Genomic DNA, 23,600 nt, shown 5'->3' with positions numbered 1-23,600 from the left:
CCCCGACGGAGAATTAGCCGCGTGGCCGGAAATCCGCATACCCACATTTGGGTATGCCACTGGAAACACGTGCAAAATCGCGCGGATCCCGCAGGGCCCGGGCCCGCCCCGACGCGGCGGCGGCCCGGAGGCTGGCGCCGTCATCGCCGCGAATCAGCCGAGATCGCGCCTGGAACCCTGCGAAAACTGGACGAGTTCGCCCTGCGATGCCCAATAGTCCGTCAATTGCCCTCGCGAACGGCACTCGAAAGGCCGCCGCGAAGCAGCCGCCGGGAGAGGCTTAACCCTCTGTTAAGTATCCCGTTGACGAACCGCCGCGCGGTGGGCCAATAACGAAAAGTTGGGCTTTTCTGGGAAGATTATGCCAAGCATTGACAAGCACGATCTGGTTGCAGCGATCTACGCCGCTACACTTCCACCGGGAGATTTCAACCGGATGTTCGACCGGTTGGATGAACTCTTTTTCGCCCGGGGTGCCGACGGCAGGCCGGACGAAGACGTCGCCGCTCTGGTGGACGAAAGCGCGCTCGGCCACATCGAGATCGTGCGCTCGATCCAGGAGCGGCTCGTCCGGGCACGGACCGACGACCAGAGGGCCACGGCCGTCCTCGAGTCGGTGCCGAACCCGTCCTATCTCGTTCGCCGTTCGGAGACCGTCATCGCCGCCAACGCGATGGCGCATGCGCGGCAGGACCGCATGCCCGCGATGCTCCGCGACCTGCTCGCCGATCCGGGCATTCTCCGGCGGGTGCGGGAGTACTTGTCGTCGGCCGATACCGGTCGGCTGCTCGCGGTGGCCGGCCATGCCGATCCGCGCAGCCGGACGCAGACCAGCGTGCTTGTGAAACGCGTCGAGAACGGTTTCCAGGGCGCCGGCGAGGAGCCCGTCTTCCTGCTGTCCATCGTCGATTTCGGCTTCGACGAGGCGGCGGTCGAGCTCTTCCGCAGCGCCTACGGGCTGACCCAGGCCGAAGCCCGCGTGGCGGTGCTGCTCGCCAGCGGCCTGCGGCTGCCGGACGTCGCCGCCGAGCGCGGCGTTTCCGTCGATACCGTCCGGACCCAGATCAAGCTCATCAAGAACAAGACGTCCGTCCGCGACATCCCCGCCCTGGTGCGACTGCTCTGCGGCTTCTCGGCGGGCGTCCTCGGCCCGACGTCAAGGCGGGTCGAGCCGGTCGCCGCGCAGGCCGGCTCGGCCCCCGTCAAGGTTCGCCGCCAGATCGTCCTGCGCGATGGCCGCCGCCTGCAATACTTAGAGCAGGGCGCGGCCGACGGCGAGCCGGTCCTGATGCTGCACAACCTGCCCTACGGCGCGGAGCTGCCGGAGGCGGCCATCCGCCAGGCCCACAGGGACGGCCTGCGCATCGTCGCACCCTTTCGCGCGGGCTTCGGCGGGTCCGACATGGTCGCCGTGGCGAGCGACGACGATCTGATCGACAGCGCCGCGGGCGACATGCGCGACCTGCTCGGCCAGCTCGGCATCGTGCGCGCCGTCGTCGTCAGCCACTCGACATCGGCGCCCTTCGCCCTGCGTTTCGCACGGCTCCATCCCGAGTGCGTCAGGCGGCTGGTGGCCGTCTCTCGCGCCCCGATCTGGCGCGACGAATGGCTGAAGTCGACCCCGCAGCGCCAGCGCTTCATGCTGCGCATGGCCAGGAGCCTGCCGCAGCTGCTGCCCGTGGTCACCTGGGCGATGGTCAGCGTCATGGAGACCGCGTTTGCGAACGACTTCGTCGTCTACAATTGCCGCGACAGCGAAGTCGATGTTCTGGCGATGCGACGCAACCCCGAGATCGCCGATCTCATCGCCAAAGGATCGGTCGAGGCGCTTCGCAACGGTGTCGACGCTTTCTGCCGGGAGACCCGTCTGGCGATGTTCGACTTCTCGCCGGAGGCCCGGGCGACGGGACACAAGTTCCAGATCCTGCACGGGCGCGACGACGTCATCGTCCATCCGTCCCAGTCGCTGGCCTTCGCGGAAGTCGTTCCGGGCACGAGCGTCGAACTCGTCGACGGCGCAGGCCAGCTCCTCTTCCTCAGCCACTGGCAGCAGGTCTTCGAGGCCATCCGGCGCAGGGACGGCGTGGCACCGCAGGAGGCTGCCTGAGGCCGCCCCCGCGCGGTCTTTTTTCCCGGGCGAGGGAAAAACGCGCTGGGTCCGGGAGTCGCCGGACCCGACCGCTACTGCAGCACCCGCCCCCCGGACTGCTGGAGATGGTGGCCGAGCGGCTGCTGATTGTGGAGAGCGTCCGTCGCCTCCGGGCCCTGAAGGCCGGCCGCGACGATCGACACCCTGAAATTGCCTTCCAGGCTCTTGTCGAAGATGGCGCCGACGATGATGTCGGCGTCGTCCGTCACTTCCGCCCGCACCCGCGACGCGGCCTCGTCGACCTCGAACAGCGTCATGTCCATGCCGCCCGAGATGGAGACCAGCACGCCCTTGGCGCCCTTGATCGTCGCCTCGTCGAGGAGCGGATTGGCGATCGCCGCCTCGGCCGCGTTCCTGGCCCGGCCCTCGCCCGACGCCTCGCCGGTGCCCATCATCGCCCGGCCCATGTCGCGCATGACCGAGCGCACGTCGGCGAAGTCGAGATTGATCAGGCCTTCCTTGACGATCAGGTCGGTGATGCAGCCGACGCCAGAATAGAGCACCCGGTCGGCGATCACGAAGGCGTCGGCGAAGGTCGTCTTGGCGTCGGCGACGCGGAACAGGTTCTGGTTGGGGATGACGATCACCGTGTCGGCCACCTGCCGCAGCCGCTCGATGCCGGCCTCCGCCATCTGCATGCGCCGCCGCCCCTCGAAGGCGAAGGGCTTGGTGACGACGGCGACGGTGAGGATGCCTGCGCGCCGCGCCGCTTCGGCGATGACGGGCGCCGCACCCGTGCCGGTGCCGCCGCCCATGCCCGCCGTCACGAAACACATGTGCGTGCCCGCGAGGTGATCCATGATCTCGTCGATCGATTCTTCCGCAGCCGCCTGCCCCACCTCGGGTAGCGAGCCGGCGCCGAGCCCCTGCGTCACCTGTGCGCCCAGCTGGATCAGCTTTGGCGCCTTGGACATGGCCAGCGCCTGCGCGTCGGTATTGGCGACGATGAACTCCGCCCCCTGCAGCTTCTCGGCAATCATGTTGTTGACGGCGTTTCCGCCGCCGCCGCCGACTCCGATGATGGATATCTTCGGCCGCATCTCGGCGATGGGGTTGTTGTGATCGGCCATGGCTTTTCTCTTCCGGCAAATGCCCGCGGGTCGGGGCGCTCGTCGGACGCCGCTGGCTTCCGACGGCTGGTTCGAATCAGCCCCTCTCCCGCCAAGGAATCAGACTCGGCCGCGCGCCGCAATCGCTCTTTGCGTGACGCCGCGTGATTGGCCCCGTGGCGGGCACCCGCACGGCCCGACCACGACCGACCCGCACAGTCGTCGGCCATGCCCCGGAAGCGCGCGCGGCCGGGCCTAGAGCGCCACGTGCTGTCCGATGCCGCGCACCTTTGCCTCGGCATGGATGAAATGCGCCGAAGCGAGGTCCTGGGCTGCGATCCCGAGCGAGCGGTAGACCGTGATCTCGTCGCGCGACGAACGCCCGGCCGCATCGCCCGCAGGGACCGAACCGATCTCCCCGCGGAGGTCGTCGGCCGAAAACCGGCCCGCCGCGATCATCTCGACGATCTCGCCCGCCTGGGCGAGCGTCGACGGCAGGTAGTCGACCCAGATGGCCGCGCGCTCGACGAGGCGGTCGTCCACTTCCCGCATGGAGGGGATCGAGGAGCCCACGACGTTCACGTGGCATCCGGCCGGCAGCCAGTCGCCCATCAGGATCGGGGCCGCCGAGGCGGTGACGGTACAGACGATGTCTGCGTCTTCCACCGCCGCCTTCACGTCGCTCCCCGACGTGAAGACGACGCCTGGATGACGCTTCGAAGCCTTCAGCGAGAAGTCGTCGGCCTTCTCGGCCGATCGCCCGGCGACCGCCACCCGCTCGATCCGCCGCACGGCCAGCATGGCGTCGAGATGGTGCCAGGCCTGCTCGCCATAGCCGATGATGGCGAGCGCGGTCGCGTCTTTGCGCGCCAGTGCCCGCGTCGCGACCGCGCTGGCGGCGGCCGTCCGCACGGCGGTGAGCAGGCTCGCATCCATCATCGCGATCGCCTCGCCGGTCTCGGCCTCGAAAAGCACGACCGCGCCGCGATGCGACGACAGGCCCTTCGCCGGATTGCCGGGAAACAGGCTGACCAGCTTGACCCCGAAGCAGGCCGGATCGGCGAGTGCGCCCGGCATCACGCCCATGCGGTTGGCCCCGCCCACCGGTACGACGCTGCGCAGCGGCAGCTCGGCGCGGCGCGCCGACACCTCGATCATGACGCGCTGGACGACGCCGATCGCCTTCTCCATCGGAAACAGCGTCTCGATGTCGGCGTGGCTGAGCACGATCATGCGCTGCGTTCCGCCGCCGTGCCCCAGTCGTGACCGGTCACGTCGAGGCCCATGATCTGCTCCAGCATCGCGGTGTAGAGCGCCGGCCGGGCGATATAGGGGAAGTGCCCGCCCTGCAGGTAGCGGTAGGCGACGGCCGGCCGCAGCCGCGCCCGCACCGCCGCGCGCATCTGGGGCGGGATCAGCGGGTCGTCGTCGGCTTCCACGGTGAAGATCCGGTCGCCGGGCAGGCCCATCGGCGGCAGCTCCTGCGCCGTCTTCAGGGCATTGAGCCGCGCGCGCAGTTCCGGTTCGAGGATCCGCCCGCCCGCCTCCTGCAAAAGCAGGTCGACGAGGTCGCTCTGGTCGGGATGCGCCTTGCGCCAGATTTCCATCCCCGTCCCGAACCCCGCGCGGAGCTCTCCGATCGGCGCGGCCAGGAGATCGAGCGAATAGGGCGGACGCTCCTTGATCCCTTCCGCCGAATGCAGCGTGTTCGCGGCGACGAGCGCCTCCACGCGCTCGGGCGCGACGCCCGCGATCTGCTGCGCCAGATAGCCGCCGAGCGAGCTGCCGAGCACCGTCGCGCGGCCGATGCCGAGCCGGCCGAACAAGGCGAGAAGGTCCTGCGCCCAGTCGACGACGCCGCCGCTGTCGGGATAGCTCACCGCCACGAGACGCAGCCGGTCGGAGAGCGCTTCGATCTGGTTCCAGAAGATGTCGCCGCGGCCGAGCGTTCCCGGGATCAGGACCAGCACCGGACCCTTGCCGACGTCGCGATATCCCCAGTCCCGGCCGCCGAGAACCGCCCGCTGCTCGGGATGGCGTGCCGCGAACGCATCGCGGGATTGGATCAGAGGATTGGTCATGACAGGGGATCCGGTACGGCTGGCCAGTAGTCTCGGGCGCGCTTCGTGTAGGGGATGTTGGCGTAGTCGGGCGTGATCGAGCCGGGCGTGGCGACCGGGATCACCTTCGCGGCGATCGGGTTGAAGCCGGCCTGGTAGTGGTTCGACGACTTGACGCAGACATAGCGCCGCTCCGAGAGCACGATGCCGAGCTGCTCGAAGGCCTCGGGGTGGAAGGTCTGGCCGCGCACGTCGTTGATCACGATGTCGATGCCGTCAGCCTCCACCCACACCGCCTCGCCCATCGGCGCCGGCAGCGTGCCGAAGCGCTGGGTAAGTCCGGACGCACATTTGCGCACCGTCACCACGAGGTCGAGCGGATCGCCCGACATCGGTCCGCACTTGCCGCCGAGCCTCAGGGACAGGGTCGCGCCCTCCCCCGCCTCGCGGCAGATGCGCACCGCCACCGGGTCCCAGAACAGGCCGGTCGCCACCGATGTCATCCCGCGCTCGATCATCGCCCGAAGCAGGAACGTCGCGTCGGACGGCGCGCCGCCGCCGGGATTGTCGGAGACGTCGGCGAGCACGATCGGGCCGCGCGGCTCGGCCTGCGCCTCGTCGAGCGCCCGCGCGATGTCGGCCATGTCGGGCAGCAGCTGGTGGCGGATCGCATAGAGCGAGCGGCCGAGTTCCTCGGCCACGGACTGCGCCCTCTTTGCGTCGCCGTCCACGATCGCCAGCGCACGCGCGCCGGTCCGCTCGTGGTCGCCCCACGGGAAGCCGTGCGCGATCGACAGCGACAGGATGCCGCCACTGCCCTCCCGCGCGCTCATGGCATCCACGAAATCGCGCATCGGTCCCTTCGGCGTCGGCATCGCCAGGATCATGCGGCAGTCGAAATCGCGCATGACCGGCCGGATTTTCGCTTCGGCGGTTTCCGCCGCCAGCCGGAACAGGTCGTCCGCCCGTTCGGGGATGTCGACATGCGGATACTCCTTGAAGCAGACCAGCAGCGAGGCCTTGGTCAGCATCGTCTCCGTCAGGTGGCAGTGCGGGTCGAGCAGGCCGCCGATCACCGCATCGGGCGATGCCTGGCGGCAATGGGCGATCAGGTCGCCCTCGCAATCGTCGTAGCCGTCGGCGATCATCGCCCCATGCAGCGCCAGGAGCACGATGTCGGCGCCGCCGCAGCGGGCAAGGTCCGCCGCGATCTCGTCGCGGAAGCCCTCGTAGACCGAGCGCACCGTCAGGCCGGCCGGCTGGGCGTGGGCGGAAAGCGATTCCACGACCTCCCAGCCCCGCGCCTCGGCCAGCGCGCGCCAGATGTGCAGCGGCGCGGTGAAATATTCCTTCGGATAGCGTGTCGCGTCGCCATGGCGGATGCCGGCCTCCGCGAAGCTCAGCATACCGGTCGGCAAGGGCGAGAACGAGTTGGTTTCGGTGCTCAGGCCCGCGATGAACAGCTTCATTCGATCAAGTCTCACTCGTTTCGTCGGCAGGGGCGGTTTCGTTGCGGGCGGCAAGCTCCGACGCCAGCACGGCAAGCATGTGGATGAGGATGATGGCGAGCGCGACGGGAACCGCCGCGGTGAACCAGATCATCGGAACGCCGAGCATCTCGGCCTGGCGCTCGAGGCTGCGCCCCAGAAAACCGCGCGCGAGGTTCATGCCCGGCGCGAAGACGCAGAACCAGAGCACCGGCCCGACGAACACGACGACGCCCGCCGCGCGCAGCAGCGACAGGACGACGCCCGTACCGCCGCGGATCTTCAGCATCCCCGGAAACAGCATCGGGTTGGCGCCGGCGCGAAAGGCGCAGGACGCACCCAACATGCCCGCCCACACCATGGCGCGCCGCGCCAGTTCTTCCGTCCAGATCGGCGGCGAGTTGAACATGTAGCGCGCCACCGTCTGCCACAGCGCGGCGCCCAGCATGATGCCGATCGCCGCCACCGCGAGCACCATCGCGATGCGGTCGATCCTCGCCGACAGGCGGTCGAGGCCCATGGCGAGGGTCTGCATGATCGTTACTCGCCCTTGGCCTTGCGCCATTCGGCGAGCTGCTCGTCGGTGATCAGGCCGCTCTGGTAGGTCGGCTCGGACGCCTTGCGGAACTCCGCGCGGGCCTCCTCGGACAGTTCGACGACCTCGACGCCCGCTTCCTTCAGCTTGTCGATGACGCCGCCCTGCGTGCCGAGCCAGTCGCGATTGGCCTTGTCGGCCGCCGCGATGGCGCCGTCGACGATCGTGCGATCCGCCTCCGAAAGTCCCTCGTACCACTGCTCCGACATGATCACGATACGCAGCGACGGCGACACGGCCGCGTCGGTGAAGTGCTTGATGAAGTCGGTGTGGCCGAACAGCAGCGGCACGAAGGCCGGGTTGAGATAGCCGTCGGCGACGCCGGTCTGCAGCGCGTTCGGCACCTCGGCCCAGTTGACGACGGTACCCGCCGCGCCCCAGGCCTCGTAGAGCTCGATCTGGCTCTCGTCGAGCGCGCGCATCCTGAGCCCGGCCATGTCGGCGACCTTTTCGACCTTGCGCTTGGTGTTGAAGATGCCGCTCGCCGGACCGACCGTCGTCATCGCCGCGACGCGGACGCCGCCCGGCGTCGTGCCCGCATTGATCTTCTCGAGCATGCCGCCCTCGTAGAGCGCCTTGTCGACCTCTTCTATGTCGGCGAAGAAATAGGGCAGGCGCAGCCCGTAGATCAGCTTGTCCAGCGACCCGACGATGTTGAGCGGCGCCAGCGCCACCTCGACGAGGCCCTGGCTGACCTGGTCGAACACTTCGTCGTCGTTGCCGAGCGCGCCGCGCTGGAATTCCTCGGCCTTCAGGCCGTTGGCGTTCATGTGTTCCACGAAGGCGTGCGCCCAGACGTAGCTGCCGGAACCGCTGAGATCCGGCGGGCTGTCGAGCGAGACCTTCACCTGCGCGAAGGCGGCCGGCGTCAGGGCCAGCGCGGCTCCGATCGCGGCAAGAAATGCAAGACGTCTCATCGATGTTCTCCCGTTGTCGTTGTTGAAGTCCCACTGGATCGGAATGGCCGTCACCCTCCGCCGACCAGCCCGAAGGCACGCGGCAGCGCCAGGCTGAGCTCGGGTACCGCGATCAGCAGCGCCAGCACGAGGATCTGCACGGCGACGAAGGGCAGCACAGCCCGCGCCAGGCGCCAGTAGTTGATCCCGGTCACCGTCGCGACCATGATCAGGCAGCCGCCCAGCGGCGGCGACACCAGTCCGATGCACAGATTGAAGCAGAGAACGATCCCCAGGTGAACCGGATCGGCGCCCTGAGCCAGCGCGGTCGGCGCCAGCAGCGGCACGAGCAGCGCCAGCGCCACCGGAATGTCGAGGATCATGCCCGCCAGCAGAAACAGCACGTTGATGGCGATCATGAAGCCAACCGGCCCAAGCCCCATGTCGCGCACGAGTTCGGAAATCGCTTCGGGAATGCGTTCCAGCGCGCTGAGATGGCCAAGCGCCGAAACCGCTGCGATCAGGAGGAAGATGGCGCCCGACAGCATCGCGGTGCGGCGAAAGGCCTGCCACACCTCGCTCAGGGCGAGACGCTCGTAGTAGCGTCCGCCGAGCCAGGCGACGGCGACCGCGACGGCAGCGGCCTCGGTCGGCGTCATGATGCCGAAGACGATGCCGCCGAGGATGATGGCCGGCACCAGCAGCGCGGGCAGCGCATGGAGGAGCGCCGGGAAGAAGGCCGGCACCTCGTGCCTCTCCAGCCGCGGATGGTTCTGGGTCCGCGCGAAGATGGCGTTGAGCACCATCAGCGCGGCCGCGAGCAGCAGGCCGGGGACGATGCCGGCAATGAACAGCGCCGTCACCGACGTGCTCATCAGCGCGCCGTAGAAGATCAGGATGATCGAAGGCGGAATGATCGGGCCGATGATCGACGAGGCGGCGGTGATGGCTGCCGCATATTCCAGCCCGTAGCCGCGTTCGCGCATGGCCGGCACCAGAGTGTTGGACACGGCCGCGGCGTCGGCCACGGCCGAGCCGGAGATGCCGGCGAAGAAGACGCTGGTCATGATGTTGACGTGGCCGAGCCCGCCGCGCAGCCGCCCCACCATCGCCATCGCCAGGTCGATCAGCACCCGCGTGATGCCGCCGCGGTTCATCAGTTCGCCGGCCAGGATGAACAGCGGCATGGCCATGAGCGCGAAGACGTCGATCTTCGAGAAGATCTGCTGCGGCAGGACCGCCAGGTAGCGCGTGTTGTCGGTCGCGACGAAGGCCAGCACGGCAGCGGCGCCGATGACGTAGGCGATGGCAAGGCCGGAGCCCAGCAGCAGAACGCCGATGATCGGCACCAGCCAGATCATGCCGCGCCCCCCAGGCGTTCCGCCCCGAGCATCCAGGGCTCGACGCCTTCCGCGGCGACGTCGTCCGGCACCGCCCGCCCGAGCACGAGCGCAGCCGCGGTGCGCGACAGGGCCGGAGCGCTCTGGATGCCGTAGCCGCCCTGCCCCGCCAGCCAGAAGAAGCCCGGCGCGTCGGGGGCATAGCCGGCGACGGGGGCCTTGTCGGCGACGAAGGAGCGAAGGCCGGCCCATTTGTGCTCGATCCGCCGCACCGAAATGTCGAAGGCGGTCTCGATGCGGTCGATGCAGATGGCGACGTCGAGTTCTTCCGGCTGCGCGTCGCAGGGCGCGGACGGCGTCTCGTCGGCCGGCGAGATCAGCAGCTTGCCGGCATCGGGCTTGATGTAGAACTGCTCGTCGACGTCGACGACGGCCGGCCAGATCGCGGGATGGTCGGGCGTGGCGCCTGCCGGCGGATCGATCAGCACCGCGGTGCGGCGCTTCGGCACCAGGCCGATGCGGGCGACGCCGGCCATGGCGGCGATCTCGTCGGCCCAGGCGCCTGCCGCGTTGACCACGACGGCCGCGCGGAAGCGCCCGGCCCGCGTCTCCACGACCCAGTCGCCCCCGACCCGGCCGAGCGCCGTCACGCCGGCGTGGGTCCGCACCACTCCGCCCGTCGCCTGCAGCGACTTGAGGTAGTGCTGGTGCAGCGCGTCCACGTCGATGTCGGCGGCGGAATCGTCCATCACCGCCTGGGCGACGTGCCCCCGCCGCAACAGCGGCATCTGCGCCTGCGCCGCTTCGGGATCGATCGGGCGCACGGCGTCGCCGAGTTCCGACACGAGTTCGGCCATCCCGCGCGCCTGGTCGCTCCGGGCGATGAAGAGCACGCCGCGATCCTTCAGCAGCGGATGCGTCACGAAGGGGCTTTGCGGATTGCGGTAGAAGGGCAGCGAAGCGCGGGACAGCGCCCGGATCACCGGTGGGCCGTAGGCGGCGGTGAACAGTGCCGCGGAGCGGCCGGTCGTATGGTAGCCGGGCCGGCTCTCGGCCTCGAGCAGGAGGATGCGCCGTCCCACGGCGAGCTCTGCCGCTACCGACGCACCCGCCATGCCTGCGCCGATCACGATGATGTCGTAGAGGTCGTCAGCCATCCCCATCCCCTTCGGGACAGAAAGCTAGCATCGATTTTCCGATTGGAAAAGATCATTTTCCAATCGGAAAATGACTTTCCACGCGGGGTGGTCGGCCCTAAAACGGAACCATGCTGCAGATGGAAAAGGCCGATACCCAGCGGGTCGAGTTCGGAAAGCGCATCCGCGCGCTGAGACGCGACAAGGGCTGGACCCTGGCGCAGGTCGCCGAGCGTTCCGGCCTCGCGGTCTCGACTATTTCAAAGGCCGAGCGCGGCGTGATCGCCCTGACCTACGACCGTCTGGCGCAACTGGCGAACGGCCTCGGCGCCGACATGGCCGCGTTCTTCGACGCGCGGGGCAGCCGGTTCGAGGACGGCGCCTTCGCCGTCGCCCGCAAGGGCGAGTTCATCCGCCAGGAGACGAGCAACTACGTCTACGAGATGCTGTTTCCCGAGTTGTGGCAGAAGGCCATGACCCCGATGATGGGCACGCTGAAGGCGCACGACATCCTCGACTTCGACGAGTTCGTCCGCCATCCCGGCCAGGAGTTCCTCGTCGTCATGGAAGGTGCGGTCACCGTCCATCTCGAAGGCCGCGACCCTGTCGTCCTCCAGCAGGGCGATTCGATCTATTTCGACAGTTCGCGCGGCCATCTCTGCGCGTCGAGCGGCGAGAACGACGCGCGGATCCTCGTGGTCTGCGCCGGCCCGAGATAAAGCCTGTCTCCCGAAAGTGGGCACCGGTTTCGGGATATATGCGCGAACAGAGACCTGAAGCGTGCGGAGCGAATCTGAAAGATCGCGACACGCTTTAGCGGCCGTGCGTCAGGCCCGCACGACCTCCTGGTCGAGCGCGCCGAAGGGCGTGCTGCCGTCATCGGCCCGCGCCTGCATCTGCACCCGGTCGCCGAAGGAGAGGAAAGGCGTCTTCGGCGCCCCGTCGCGCAGGATTTCCAGAACGCGCACCTCCGACAGGCAGGACGAGCCGGCCTCCGGATCGTCGTTCGACACCGTCCCCGTGCCGATGATGGTCCCCGCCGACAGCCGCCGCGTCGCCGCGCAATGCGAGATCAGCCGGCCGAACGAGAAAGCCGCCGCGCCGCCATGCGCCCGTCCGACCTCGCGGCCGTTGATGGCGACGTGCAGCCGCAGCTGGATGCGGCCGTCCCGCCAGTCGTCGCCCAGTTCGTCCGGCGTGATCGCCACCGGCGCAAACGAGGTCGAGGGCTTCGCCTGCACCCAGCCGAAACCGCGGCTCATCTCGTAGGGCGCGAGCTTCCGCAGCGACCAGTCGTTCAGCTGGACGAGCAGGCGCACGTGATCCAGCGCCTTTTCCGGCGTCGTCCCCATCGGCACGTCGCCGACGATCAAGCCGAACTCGCCCTCCATGTCGATCTGGTGCTCCTCGGCGACGAAGGGCATCGGCTCGCGCGGGCCGCGCAGGTCGTCGCTGCCGCCCTGGTAGACCACCGGCACGGTCTCGAAATCGGGGATCGGCGGGGCGTTGAACGCCTTCTCCATCAGCCGGCCGTGATGCAGGAAGGACGAGCCGTCGAGCCAGCCCGGTGCGCGCGGCAGCGGCGCCATGCAGCGTGCGGGATCGAAGGGCGTCGCCCCGGCCACACGCCCGGCGTCCAGATCGGCCGCCAGCGAGCGCAGCGCGGGTGCCGTGCTGTCCCAGGCCTCGAGGGCCGCCCGCAGGGTCGGCGCGATGCCATGGGCGGGCGTGGCCATGCTCAGGTCGCGGCTGACGATCCAGAGCTGGCCGTCCCGGCTTCCATCCTTGTAGGTGGCGAGTTTCATGCGTGTTTCTCCCCCGGCTTTCGCCCGTGTCCTGCGCCGCGATCGGCGGTCGTTCGGTTCCCTATGCCGATCTCACGGCGGACGGCAAGTCCGGACCCGCGCGGGCGGCTTCGCGATCGGTCGGTATCAGATCGGCTGCGCCAGCGCGCCGAGCGTCATGCCCATCAGCCTGGAGTGCTCCTCCTGCGTGCCGTGGCCCTGCTCGATCTCGGCGAGGCGGCCGGAATTCTCGACCACCATCCGGCAGCGTTCCCAACGCCGTTGCTGGAACGCGGCGAGCGCCGTTGGCAGGTTGTCTGCGCCCGCGAGTTCCTCGGCGAGCACGATGGCATCCTCGAGCCCGATCATCGCGCCCGCCGCCATGTGCGGCGTGGTCGCATGCGCGGCATCGCCGATCAGCACGACCCGGCCCTTGTGCCAGGGCGCAGGCAGAAGGAGCTGTTCGAGCGGCCGGTAGACGATCTGGCTGTGTTCGCCGAGGCCCTCGGCGACCGTCTTCAGGGTCGGCGACGGGAACCGCGCCAGCAGCGCCTTCAGCGTCGCCAGCTGCGTCTCCACGGGCACATGGTCGTTGGTCGGCCGGTCCTCGGTCAGGAAGAGATAGGACTGCGCCGCCGAGACGTGGTTGATGCCGGCCTTCAGCTTCGGCCCCATCCACATCGCGGTGGTGGGGAGGCTTGCCGGCCGCGGGATCACAGCCCGCCACACCGCCTGGCCGACATAGCGCGGCTTCGGAGCCTCCGGCCAGAGCGTGCGACGGACGGCGGAGTAGAGTCCGTCGGCGCCGACGACCAGGTCGTAGTCGGCGGTCGTTCCGTCGGTGAAGCCGACCCGACAGGCGTCCGCGCTGTCCTCGATCCCGGTGAAGCTTGCTCCGAGCCGGACGTTGACGCCTTCGGCCCTGACTTTTTCGGCCAGCAGACGCGCCAGCAGCGGCCGCATCGTACCGCCGTTCCCGGGCATGCCCTCGACCACCGAAGGTGTTGGCAGGCTCGCGAGAATCTGGTCCTGCGGGCCACGGATCTCGACGCCATCGCTCATCGCTCCCTCGGCCCGGAACCCGTCGAGGATGCCGAGCGTCCGGAACACCCGGAACGTCCCGCCATTGAGGCTGATGCCCGCGCCGTAGCTGCGCCAGCCCGGGTCGATCTCCACCAGGTCAACGTCCACCCCCGCCCGCTTCAGCTGGATGGCGGCCGCCATGCCCGAAAATCCGCCGCCGATCACCAGCGCCCGTCGCACCTTTGCATTCATCTTCTCTCCTCCCCCGGCCTCAGGCGCACCGCGCCGGCCTCGTCAACGATCAGCGGCACGCGGATCAGCCGCTTGCCGAGGCACGGTCCCTGCACGCAGGCCCCCGTCTCGATGTCGAACCAGGCTCCGTGAGCATGGCACGCTATGTGGTCGCCGGCGCCGTTGAGATAGGCGTCGCGCTTCCAGGCCATCGGCGTCCCGCCTCTGTAGTGCGGGCAGAAGTCGCGCCAGCCATGGACGCGCCCTCCGCGGCGCACGACGATGACCTTGCAGGCCAGACCCGGCACCTCGAAGCCCCGCGCGCCGCCCTCCGGCAGGTCGTCGAGATGGCAGAGCCGCGTCAATGGCCCGGCTTGGGCCCGCCGCTCGGCGCCCATTTGTCGCGATGCTGGAACAGGAACGCCTGCGCCGCCTCCGCCCCCATCGGCGTCTCGCGCGGAACCCAGTCGTCGTCATGCGTGTCCATGTCGGCGTCGAACTCGACGTTGCAGCCGAGCGGGCTCTTGAAATACCAGAACCAGTTCGAGCCGAACTTGTGGCGGCCAGGCCCCCAGAAGCTCTCGAAGCCCGCCTTGATCATCTTGCCGCCGGCCAGCATCAGTTCGGTCGGGCCGCCCATGTGGAAGGCCAGATGCTCGCAGCCCTGCATGTAGGGCGGCGTGCGGATGAAGAAGTGCGTGTGGTGGTCCGGATTGGCCTGCGGGCGCAGGAATGGCCCGGTGCCGATGAACGTGTCGGTGACGCGGAAGCCGAGCCTGTCGCGATAGAAGGCCAGCGCCGGCTCGATGTCGGGCACGAACAGCACGACATGGCTGAGCGTGCGCGGCTTCGTCGGCATCTCCTGCCAGACCCCGATCTGGTTGGGCTTGCGGCCGAAGTCGCCCGGCGCGTTGACCTTCTCCGCCGGCAGGTCGAGCTGCCTGCGCGTCGTCACGCGGAACGACAGCTCGAAGCCCTGGTCGTCCTGCGTCCGCAGCGATCCGTCCGCAAGGCGCAGCACCTGGCGGTCCTTGCCGAGCTCCGCCGCCACGGCCTCGAGAGCCGCCTCGTCGACCACGCCCAGCACCTGCATCCGCAGCATGTTGCCGGTCTTCAGCGCCGGCGGCAGCGAGGGGTCGTCGCGGCGGCGGATCTCCAGCCCGGTTCCGTCGAGCGACAGGAAGTGCCCGCCCTTCTCCGGCGTGTAGTCATGGGCGTCGAGCCCGTAGGCGGTGAGGAACTCGTGGCAGGCGGGCACGTCGTCCACGCCGAAGACGAGGGAATCCGGTCCGATGATCTGCATGGATCTGTCTCCGTGGTTCAGGACGTGCGGCCGCCGAGGCACTCGGCGACGAAATCGGAAATGCAATCGAGGGCGGCCCCCGAATTGTCGACGCTGGAATGCATCACGCCGCCGGTGCGCTCGTCGAGGATCACCAGTTCGCGGCGCGGGCTGTTGACCAGCTGTTCGTAGGTTCGGTGCGCCCATTTCAGCGGGATCTGGGTGTCGTGCTTGCCGTGGGTGACGAGGAAGGGCACCCGGATGCGGTCGAGCACGCCGTCGAGATGCATGTGCTCGGCCTTCTTCATGAAGTCGTCGACGTCGGCTGCGCCGAACACCCAGCAGGCATGCGCCCAGTAGTGCGGCACCGGGAAATCACCCTCGCGCTCGAGGCGCCGCTTCTGCACGTCGCGCCAGTCGTGGTTGGCGCCCCAGCTCACGCCGCAGGCATAGCGCGGTTCGAAGGCCACCGCGCGCGGCGCGTAGTAGCCGCCGAGGCTGACGCCTTCCATGCCGATCCGCGCGGCGTCCACGTCCGGCCGTGCGGCGAGCCACTCGTAGACCGGCGTCGCCCAGTGCTCGGCGTCGTGGCGCGCCACGATGTCCTGCAGCCGCAGCGCCTCGCCGGTTCCCGGCTGGTCGAGCACCAGCGAGGCGATGCCGCGCCTGGACAGGAAGCCGGGCAGCTGCGCCATCAGGCGCATTTCCTTGGTGCTGTCGAAGCCGTTGACCTGGACGAGAAGCGGTTGCGGGCCGCTCGCGCACTGCGCCGGCACGAAGATGCCCGCCAGGTGCTTCCCGGCATAGGGAATCTCGACGCGATGCGCGCCGGTCGCGCCCATGGCGAGCGCCTGGTAGAACGTCGCGAGATGCCGCCGGTAGAGCGAAAGCCGCCCTTCCGCCCCGTGCGCCTGCATCCGCTCGGCGATGATCATGTAGTTCGCCGCCCGCATCAGCTTGCCCGAGGCCGACAGGGTGCGGCCGCGCACGAGGTCGTCCTGCGCCAGCCCGCACAACCTGTCGGCCATGCGCTCCCAGCTTTCGCGGAAGGCGCGGGTTCCCTCCGCGTCGGGCGCCTTGGCGGCCTCCGCCAGCGGCGCGCACATCTCCGCGATCTCGCCCATCCGCGCGCCCATCTCGATCGACAGGTTCACGGAGAGGTCCCAGACGTAGTTCGTGGGGAAGTAACGAAACACGCGGCTCCTCCTGTCGCGGCCAGTGGCGGGACATTAGCCACCCCCTTGGCATTGATGAAATTGTAAGTTTCAATGCGAGGTATTCACGAAACTGGAGGGTCGACCGTGCGCTTCAAGAACCTCGATCTCAACCTGCTCGCCGCGCTCGACAAGCTGATCCGTCTGCGCAGCGTCAGCCGCGCGGCCGAGGAACTGTCGATCACCCAGTCCGCCATGTCGAACGCGCTGAACCGGCTGCGCCAGCACTTCGACGATCCGCTGCTCGTCCAGGTCGGCCGCCGCATGGAACTGACGCCGCGCGCCATCGCCCTCGAGCAGCCGGTGCGCGACATCCTCGTGCGCATCGACGCGGCGGTGGCGACGCCTCCGGGTTTCGAACCAGCGACCTCCAGCCGCCGCATCGGCCTGATGGTGTCGGACTACAGCCTGCACACGGTCGTGCCGCCCTTTCTTGCGGCGGTGGCGCGCAAGGCTCCGTTCATGCGCTTCGACGTCAAGCCGCAGCAGAGCCTGCCGCAGCAGCAGCTCGAACGCGGCGACACCGATCTCCTGATCGCGCCGGGAATCTACTGCTCCCCCGACCACCCTTCCGAACGGCTGCTGATCGACCCGATGGTCTGCGTCCTCGACGCCGACCACCCCGCCGCGCGGGGCAAGCTGACGATGGCGGCCTTCCTCGATGCCGAGCACGTCGTCATGCTGCCGCCGAATGCCGGAGAGAGCTATGCCGCGCGGGTGCTGCGCGAGGCCGGCCTCACCGTCCAGGTCGCGGTGACGAGCTTCTCCTTCGCCTCGCTGCCGGATCTCGTGCGGTCCACCCGGCGCATCGCGCTGGTGCAGGGACGGCTCGCCCGCCGCATGGCGAAGCTCGGCGGCCTTGCCGTCGTCGATCCGCCGCTCGCCCTCCCGGCGCTGGAGCAGTGCGTCCAGTGGCACTCGATCCGCGGCCAGGACCCGGCGCTCGAATGGCTGCGGATCGAACTCCACGCCAGCATCGCGGCGGCGCCGGATTGATGGGTTCATCCATCACCAGGATCAATAACTGGCATTCAACCAATCAAATTTCCAAACGCATCGTCGCCCGGTAGTTTTCCCGCCAGCGGGCCGATCGAGGATCGGCCGGCATTCTGAAACGGGAGGAAAACCATGAGACGCCACCTGATCGCGGCGCTGCTGTGCGGCGCATCGCTGACGGCCTGCACGGCCGCATTCGCCGAAACGCTGCTCTTCGGCACCTCGAACGCCGAGCAGCATCCGATCGTCACCAAGGTGCTGAAGCCCTGGGCCGACGCGGTCAACGCCGAAGGCGGCGGCGCCGTCGCCATCGAGATGCGGCACGGCCCGACGATGGTCAACCACGAGAACTACTACGACCGCGTCATGGACGACGTCGTCCAGGTGGTCTGGGGCATGACCGTCTTCGATCCGGGCCGGTTTCCGCGCATGCTGGTCTCCACCCTGCCGCTGATGGTCGAGAATTCGCAGCAGGGATCGCTGGCGCTCTGCCGCATGCACGAGAAGGGCGCCTTCGCCGACGAGACGGGCGCCATCGTGCCGCTGCTCTTCGTCCAGTTTCCGCAGTCGGCCGCCCACCTGAACGGCGCCGAACTCACCGCCATGGACCAGATCGCCGGCAAGAAGATCATCTCCGGCAGCCCGATCTCGGCCGCCATCATCCAGGCCTATGGCGGCACGCCGCTGTCGATCACCATCACGGAGCAGTACCAGGCGCTGCAGCGCGGCACAGCCGACGGCACCATCATGAACTACACCGCCTTCCCCGGCTTCCGCCTCAACGAGGTGACGACGAACCATCTCGACCTGCCGCTCGGCGGGGCGCTCGGTCTGGTCTTCATGGCGAAGGACCGCTGGGACGCGCTATCGGACGAGGCGCGCGCGGTTCTGACGAAGCATTCGGGCTGCGAGGCGTCGCGCACCGCGGGCGCCACGGTCGACGGCTGGGAAGCCGAAGCCCGCGGCTTCGTGGCCGCCCACGGCAGCCACACCTTCACGGTCGGCTCGCCCGAGGAGGTGGCCGAACTCGTGGCGCGGCTGGGCAGCCGCATCGAGGCCGGTTTCGCCGAGCGCGTCCCCGGCGGCGTCGAGCTGATCGCCGCTTTCCGCGAGGAACTCGCCGCCGCGAAGCCCTGATCCCCGCCTTCCCTTCGTCCGACCGGACGGGAAACGGCCGGCAGCTCTCGGGCTCGCCGGCCGTTCTTCTTTCGGGAGGAAGACCGCGCGGCTCTCGCCGCAGGCGGTTGCTGTGCCGAAGGTCGAAGGCAAGGGCCGCCGGTCAGTTCATCGTCGAGGGCAGCCAGAGCGACAGCGCGGGGAAGGCGACCAGCAGCACGATCTTCAGGAGATCGGCCAGCACGAACGGGAGCACGCCGCGCATCACCACCGACAGCGGCACATCCGGCTGCAGGCTCTTGATGACGAAGAGGTTCATGCCGAAGGGCGGCGTGATCATGCCGGTCTCGACCACGACGAGCATCAGCACGCCCCAGAACAGCATGTCGTAGCCGAGGCCGAGCACGAGCGGCGTCACCACGGGCACGGTGATCACCATCACCGCGAAGCTGTCCATGACCGAGCCGAGCAGCAGGTAGAACACGATGAGCGCCGCGAGGATGACGACCGGCCGCGCGTCGAACGAGGCGATCCATTCAGCCGCCATCGTCGGAGTCTGGCCGAGATTGACGAAGAAGGAGAAGGCGAGCGCGCCGAAGATCAGGCCGTAGATCATCGCCGTCGAGGCCGTGATCTCGGAGAACACGGCAAGCATGCTCGTCCGGTTCAGCCGCCGGCGCGCCAGCGCCAGCAGGAACGCGCCGACAGCGCCCACCGCCGCACTCTCGGTCGCGGTGAACACCCCGCCATAGAGACCCCCGATCACCACGGTGAACAGGACCGCGACCGGCAGCGAACCGCGCAGCGCGGCCGGCAGATCGCCCGCCGATGACGGTTCGGCCGCAGGCGCCGATGCCGGATCGAGCCGCAGCACCACGAAGATGGCGGCGAAATAGAGCAGGACCGCGAGCAGCGCCGGCACCATCGCCGCCATGAACAGCGCGCCGATCGACTGCTCCGTCAGGAGCGCGAAGAGGATGATCACGCCCGACGGCGGCACCAGCGCGCCCAGCGTCCCGCCGGCCGCCACGGTGGCGCTCGACAGCGTCGGCGCATAGCCGCGCTGCTTCATCTGCGGCAGCGCCATGCGCCCGAAGGTCGCCGAAGTCGCGATCGAATTGCCCGAGACGGCGCCGAAGCCGGCGCAGCCCGCAACCGTCGCATAGGCGAGCCCACCCCGGAAGCGGCCGAGGACGGCATTCGCCACGCGGAAGAGGTCGTCGGAAACGCCGGCCACCACTGCGAAGGCGCCCATGATCAGGAACATCGGCAGGGTCGCCACCTGCTCGTTGCGCAGGAAGTCGAGCGCGTCGGAGGCAAACGTGTTTGCCGCCGCCGGCCCGCCCACATAGGCGAGCGTGCCGACGAGGCCGATCATCGCCGTGACCGTCGCGAGCGGCAGCTGCGCCAGGACGCCCACCCAGAGCAGCAGGAAGGCCAGGATCACCGCGACGGCGGGATGGCCCGTCACCGCGCCCGAAAAGCCGTCGAAGTCGACGACGATCCACAGACCGGTCGCTGCGGCGAAGACCGTCAGCGTTCCGACCAGTGCGAGCACCACCGGGCTCGATCGCCAGCCGGGCCGGACCGCGATCGCTTCGCGCACGTCGTCCACCGCGTTGACCAGTTGCACCAGCCCCGCCAGGCCCATCGAGACGGAGACGGCGAAATAGGTCGGCGCCAGCGGCCACCGCAGGATCGAGCTCGCCCGTCCCTGCGCATGGTAGCGAAGGGCCAGTCCGAAGACCCGCCAGGCCAGCAGCGCGAAGAAGGCGAGCAGCAGGATCGATCCGGCCACCTTGAGCCAGGCCGTCAGGCGCGGCCCGGTCATGTGCCCGAGAAGGTCGATGCTGAGGTTGACGCGCCGCGCCGCGCCGGCCGGCAGCGTCGCCGCAATGGCCACCGCGAAGACCGCCGACATGATCTCGTTCAGCGCCACCACCGAGGTGCCGAACAACCAGCGCCCCAGAACGTCGATGCAGATCACCAGAGCACCCGCCAGGATGCCCGCGACGGCCGCCAGCGAGATCATGCCGGTGCCGGCGAGGGTCCAGCGCGAGAGGCCGCTGCCGGCCGGCCGCATGCGCGCGGCAGGCAAGGTCTCCGTCATCGTCTGCGCCCCGGATGGTTGTCCGTCGACACGCGTTGGGGCGCGCCGGCCGCTCCGTCTGCGCACATCACGTGTCGATCAGGGCGACGGGCCGGCACCAGCCGGCCGATGCGCGCTCGACCTTGACCGGCAGCGCGATCACCTCGAAGCCGGTCGACGGCAGCAGGTGCAGGTTCGCGAGCTTTTCCATGTGGCAGTAGACGCTGTCGGCGCCCGCCTTGTGCCCTTCCCAGAACACCGACCAGTCGCCGGTCTGCCGCGCGCGGGCGGCCTGGTAGGCCAGCGGCGGATCCCAGCTCCAGGCGTCCGTGCCGCACACCCGCACACCCTGCCCCGTGAGGAAGAGCGTCGCCTCGCGGCCCATGCCGCAGCCGGTGCCGACATAGTCGTCCTGCCCGTAGCGGGCGCCGGCCGCCGTGTTGACGAGCACGATGTCGCCCGGCGCAAGCCTGTGGCCGATCCGCGCCAGTTCCGCCTCGACCTCGGCCGCCGTCACCGTATGCCCGTTCGGCAGATGGCGGAAATCGAGCTTGACGCCGCGCCCGAAGCACCATTCGAGCGGCACCTGGTCGATCGTCATCGCCGGCTTCCCGCCATCCATGGTCGGGTGATAGTGCCAGGACGCATCCATGTGCGTGCCGTTGTGCGTGGTGATGCGGCACCGCTCGGCGGCCGCGCCCGCGCCGTCGCGCAGCGCGCCGGCCGGAACGCCGAACATCGCCTCGAATTCGCGCCCGCCCTCGGCATGGCCCATGTAGTCGATCTCGGGACCCAGTCCCGGCGGATCGGACCTGATACCCGCCGTCAGCGCGACCGCGAGGTCGATGATTGTCCTGGCCATCCCGCATGCTCCTCCACTGCGGGCCGCACACTAGCCGCCCGGTGAAGCATCAGTCGAATGAATAGTCGAAATACCTCGGCGCCGGCTCGTGAATACCTGGAGCGCCGGTTTGCCGGGGGGTCAGCGGAACCGGGAGACCTCCGCGCTCGCGAAAGCGGCGACATAGTCGCGGTGCAGCGTCTCGACGAGCGCGGCCACCGGCGGCATGTCGTCGATCGCGCCGACGCCCTGGCCCGCCGCCCAGAGGTCGCGCCAGGCCCTGGCATCGGTGGTCCCGAAGTTCAGCTTGTCGGGCGGCGTCAGGTCGTCCGGATCGCGCCCGGCCGCCGCGAGGCTCGCCCGCAGGAAATTGCCGGGGATGCCGCTGACCGCCGGCGTCAGCACGATGTCCGCCGCCCTGGCCTCGAGCAGCATCGCGCGCTGGCGCGGAACCGCCAGGCTCTCGGCCGTCGCCATGAAGCGCGTCCCCATATAGGCCATGTCCGCGCCCATCATGGTCGCGGCGGCGACGTGCCGGCCCGTCGAAATCCCGCCGGCGACCAGCAGTGTCCCGTCGAAGATCCGGCGGATCTCATGCACGGCGGCGAAGGGATTGAGCGATCCGCCGTGACCGCCGGCACCCGACGCGACCGCGATCAGCCCGTCGACCCCGGCAGCGGCTGCCTTCTCGGCAAACTTCAGGTTGGTCACGTCGTGGAAGACCAGCCCGCCATAGCCATGCACCGCCTCGATCAGGTCGCGGCTGAGCCCGAGCGAGGTGATCACCAGCGGCACCTTCTTCTCGACGGTGATGGCGAGATCGGCCTCGAGCCGCGGATTGCTGCGGTGGACCACGAGATTGACGCCGAAGGGGGCAGCGTCCGCGGCAAGCCGCGCCAGAATCTCGTCGAGCCAGTCGCCATAGCCCTCGCTGCTGCGCTGGTTGAGCGCCGGGAAGCACCCCACCACGCCCGCATTGCAGGCGCCGACCACGAGGTCGGGGCCGGAGATCAGGAACATCGGCGCAGACAGCACCGGCAGGCGCAGGCGCCCGCGCCACGCGGCGGGAATGGCCATGAGGTCTCCGATGGAAAGGGCGGACCCGCCGCCGAGCGGCGGGTCCGCGCGGCTGTCTCAATAATCGGCGAAGTCGGTCAGTGCCTTGAAGGTCTTCTCGGCCGCATTCAGCTGGTAGACCGCGACCGCCTTGCCCGAGAGCTGCTCGGGATTGTCGAAGCTCAGCGGCGCGCTGATGCCCTGGGTGTCGAAGTCCTTCAGGCCGCGCAGCTTCTCCACCGTGCAGGCGCGGGTAAGCTCCTGGCCGCACTGGCCCATCGCCTCGGCCAGCGCCTTCAGGCCGACATAGGTGACGTAGGTGTAGCGGTTGATCGCGCCCACTTCCTCGTCGCTGGCATATTTCTTGGCCTTCTCGAGGAAGGCGTCGATCGCCGGGCCGCTCAGCGCCACGTAGTCGGCGACGAGGTAGTCGTAGCCGGCCGGCGCCGAGAGATTGACCGAGGGCGGCATGTCCTCGCTCCACACCGAGGCGACCTGCAGGTCCATCGACAGCTTGCGCGCTTCGCCGAGGATGTTGGCCGCGCCGGCGATGATGCCGCCATTGGCCAGCACGTTGACGCCCGCCTGCTTCATCTGCGCCACCTCGGCGGCAAAATTGGCGGTGCCCTTCTTGAAGCGGATGCGCAGCCCGTCCTTGACCCCGAACTCCTTGACGGCGCGGTCGTAGCCGGCCTCCACGGCGCCGCCGAAATCGTCGTCCTGCCGGATCAGCCCGTAGACCGCGTTCGCGGGCTCGCTGTTCTCGTGGATGTATTTCAGCTGCGCGTAGAAGGCGTCCGAGTAGCTGGCGCCGACGGTGAAGACCGAGGGACGCACCGGATTGTAGACGAGTTCGTTCGGCGCCGTCGTCACCACGGTCGGCAGGTTGTTCTCCTCGATCAGCGGCATCATGGCGAGCACGTTGGCCGTGCCCGAGGTGCCGTTGAGGGCGAAGATCTCGTCGACCTCGATGAGCTTGGTCAGTGCCTGGAACGAACGCGCCGGCACATAGCCGTCGTCCTCGGTGATGATGGTGATCTTGCGGCCGTTGACGCCGCCGGCCTCGTTGATCTCGGCGGCCGCGATCTTCGATCCGACCGAGACGGCGCGGCCTATGAAGGACGCGGGTCCGGTCATGATGTTGACGTCGCCGATCTTGATCTCGGTGTCCGAGACGCCGGGATCGGCGGCATAGGCGGCGGTCGAGGCAAGCAGGAATGCGCTGAGCGCGAGCAGTCCGTTCTTCATTGTTTCCT

21 protein-coding genes are annotated in these 23,600 nt (G+C 68.9%); 4 read left to right on the top strand and 17 right to left on the bottom strand.

The window, feature by feature from the left end:
• The first annotated feature begins 436 nt into the window (after positions 1-436).
• Complete coding sequence (locus N1F91_RS13425) at positions 437-2,107, top strand: alpha/beta fold hydrolase (RefSeq protein ID WP_289992803.1); 1,671 nt, start codon at positions 437-439, stop codon at positions 2,105-2,107.
• Positions 2,108-2,181: 74 nt separating this feature from the next.
• On the opposite strand, the gene ftsZ is transcribed toward N1F91_RS13425, so the two are convergent.
• The 8 genes from ftsZ to N1F91_RS13385 form a co-directional block, all read right to left on the bottom strand.
• Positions 2,182-3,219, bottom strand: a complete 1,038-nt coding sequence (ftsZ, locus tag N1F91_RS13420) for a cell division protein FtsZ (RefSeq protein ID WP_289992802.1) — start codon at positions 3,217-3,219, stop codon at positions 2,182-2,184.
• Between the two features lie 234 nt (positions 3,220-3,453).
• Positions 3,454-4,431: an ornithine cyclodeaminase family protein gene (locus N1F91_RS13415; protein WP_289992801.1), complete on the bottom strand. Its 978-nt coding sequence runs from the start codon at positions 4,429-4,431 to the stop codon at positions 3,454-3,456.
• Positions 4,428-5,279 (bottom strand): alpha/beta hydrolase, encoded by an 852-nt coding sequence (locus N1F91_RS13410; protein ID WP_289992799.1) that lies wholly within the window; start codon positions 5,277-5,279, stop codon positions 4,428-4,430. Before N1F91_RS13410 ends, N1F91_RS13415 begins: the two co-directional genes overlap by 4 nt.
• Positions 5,276-6,727, bottom strand: a complete 1,452-nt coding sequence (locus N1F91_RS13405; protein ID WP_289992798.1) for a M81 family metallopeptidase — start codon at positions 6,725-6,727, stop codon at positions 5,276-5,278. The genes N1F91_RS13410 and N1F91_RS13405 overlap by 4 nt, the downstream gene beginning before the upstream one ends.
• A gap of 4 nt (positions 6,728-6,731) precedes the next feature.
• On the bottom strand, positions 6,732-7,280 hold the full coding sequence (locus N1F91_RS13400) for a TRAP transporter small permease subunit (RefSeq protein WP_289992797.1): 549 nt from the start codon (positions 7,278-7,280) through the stop codon (positions 6,732-6,734).
• Positions 7,281-7,285: 5 nt separating this feature from the next.
• The gene (locus N1F91_RS13395; protein ID WP_289992796.1) at positions 7,286-8,257 is read right to left on the bottom strand and encodes a TRAP transporter substrate-binding protein; all 972 of its coding nucleotides are present in this window, start codon (positions 8,255-8,257) and stop codon (positions 7,286-7,288) included.
• A 50-nt stretch (positions 8,258-8,307) separates the two neighbouring features.
• Complete coding sequence (locus tag N1F91_RS13390) at positions 8,308-9,597, bottom strand: TRAP transporter large permease (protein ID WP_289992795.1); 1,290 nt, start codon at positions 9,595-9,597, stop codon at positions 8,308-8,310.
• Positions 9,594-10,733: an FAD-binding oxidoreductase gene (locus N1F91_RS13385; RefSeq protein ID WP_289992793.1), complete on the bottom strand. Its 1,140-nt coding sequence runs from the start codon at positions 10,731-10,733 to the stop codon at positions 9,594-9,596. Before N1F91_RS13385 ends, N1F91_RS13390 begins: the two co-directional genes overlap by 4 nt.
• A gap of 110 nt (positions 10,734-10,843) precedes the next feature.
• On the opposite strand from N1F91_RS13385, the gene N1F91_RS13380 reads away from it, so the two are divergent.
• Positions 10,844-11,431, top strand: a complete 588-nt coding sequence (locus tag N1F91_RS13380; protein WP_289992792.1) for an XRE family transcriptional regulator — start codon at positions 10,844-10,846, stop codon at positions 11,429-11,431.
• Between the two features lie 108 nt (positions 11,432-11,539).
• Here N1F91_RS13380 and N1F91_RS13375 read toward each other — a convergent pair whose 3' ends face one another.
• The 5 genes from N1F91_RS13375 to N1F91_RS13355 all read right to left on the bottom strand — a co-directional run bounded on the left by N1F91_RS13375 (position 11,540) and on the right by N1F91_RS13355 (position 16,228).
• Positions 11,540-12,517, bottom strand: coding sequence for a fumarylacetoacetate hydrolase family protein (locus N1F91_RS13375; protein WP_289992791.1), 978 nt, complete (start codon positions 12,515-12,517; stop codon positions 11,540-11,542).
• Between the two features lie 126 nt (positions 12,518-12,643).
• The gene (locus tag N1F91_RS13370; protein WP_289992790.1) at positions 12,644-13,771 is read right to left on the bottom strand and encodes an FAD-dependent oxidoreductase; all 1,128 of its coding nucleotides are present in this window, start codon (positions 13,769-13,771) and stop codon (positions 12,644-12,646) included.
• Positions 13,768-14,115, bottom strand: coding sequence for a Rieske 2Fe-2S domain-containing protein (locus N1F91_RS13365; protein WP_354670542.1), 348 nt, complete (start codon positions 14,113-14,115; stop codon positions 13,768-13,770). The genes N1F91_RS13370 and N1F91_RS13365 overlap by 4 nt, the downstream gene beginning before the upstream one ends.
• A complete protein-coding gene (locus N1F91_RS13360) occupies positions 14,112-15,053 on the bottom strand; it encodes a VOC family protein (protein ID WP_289992787.1) in 942 nt (313 codons plus the stop codon). The genes N1F91_RS13365 and N1F91_RS13360 overlap by 4 nt, the downstream gene beginning before the upstream one ends.
• A gap of 17 nt (positions 15,054-15,070) precedes the next feature.
• The gene (locus N1F91_RS13355; protein WP_289992785.1) at positions 15,071-16,228 is read right to left on the bottom strand and encodes a prolyl oligopeptidase family serine peptidase; all 1,158 of its coding nucleotides are present in this window, start codon (positions 16,226-16,228) and stop codon (positions 15,071-15,073) included.
• Positions 16,229-16,333: 105 nt separating this feature from the next.
• Between N1F91_RS13355 and N1F91_RS13350 the strand changes: the two genes are divergently transcribed.
• A complete protein-coding gene (locus N1F91_RS13350; protein WP_289992784.1) occupies positions 16,334-17,242 on the top strand; it encodes a LysR family transcriptional regulator in 909 nt (302 codons plus the stop codon).
• A 132-nt stretch (positions 17,243-17,374) separates the two neighbouring features.
• Entirely contained in the window at positions 17,375-18,379 is a 1,005-nt protein-coding gene (locus N1F91_RS13345) for a TRAP transporter substrate-binding protein (protein ID WP_289992782.1), read from the top strand.
• Positions 18,380-18,521: 142 nt separating this feature from the next.
• On the opposite strand, the gene N1F91_RS13340 is transcribed toward N1F91_RS13345, so the two are convergent.
• From N1F91_RS13340 to N1F91_RS13325, 4 genes are all read right to left on the bottom strand, one after another.
• Positions 18,522-20,468: a TRAP transporter large permease subunit gene (locus N1F91_RS13340; RefSeq protein ID WP_289992781.1), complete on the bottom strand. Its 1,947-nt coding sequence runs from the start codon at positions 20,466-20,468 to the stop codon at positions 18,522-18,524.
• Between the two features lie 67 nt (positions 20,469-20,535).
• Positions 20,536-21,309, bottom strand: a complete 774-nt coding sequence (locus N1F91_RS13335) for a cyclase family protein (protein WP_289992780.1) — start codon at positions 21,307-21,309, stop codon at positions 20,536-20,538.
• 120 nt (positions 21,310-21,429) lie between these two features.
• Positions 21,430-22,365 (bottom strand): nitronate monooxygenase family protein, encoded by a 936-nt coding sequence (locus N1F91_RS13330; RefSeq protein ID WP_289992779.1) that lies wholly within the window; start codon positions 22,363-22,365, stop codon positions 21,430-21,432.
• 57 nt (positions 22,366-22,422) lie between these two features.
• Positions 22,423-23,592, bottom strand: a complete 1,170-nt coding sequence (locus N1F91_RS13325; protein WP_289992778.1) for an ABC transporter substrate-binding protein — start codon at positions 23,590-23,592, stop codon at positions 22,423-22,425.
• Positions 23,593-23,600 lie beyond the last annotated feature (8 nt).

The organism is Aquibium sp. ELW1220 (genome assembly GCF_030398385.1).
GTDB lineage: Bacteria > Pseudomonadota > Alphaproteobacteria > Rhizobiales > Rhizobiaceae > Aquibium.
This window is presented reverse-complemented; position numbering and strand designations above follow the sequence as displayed.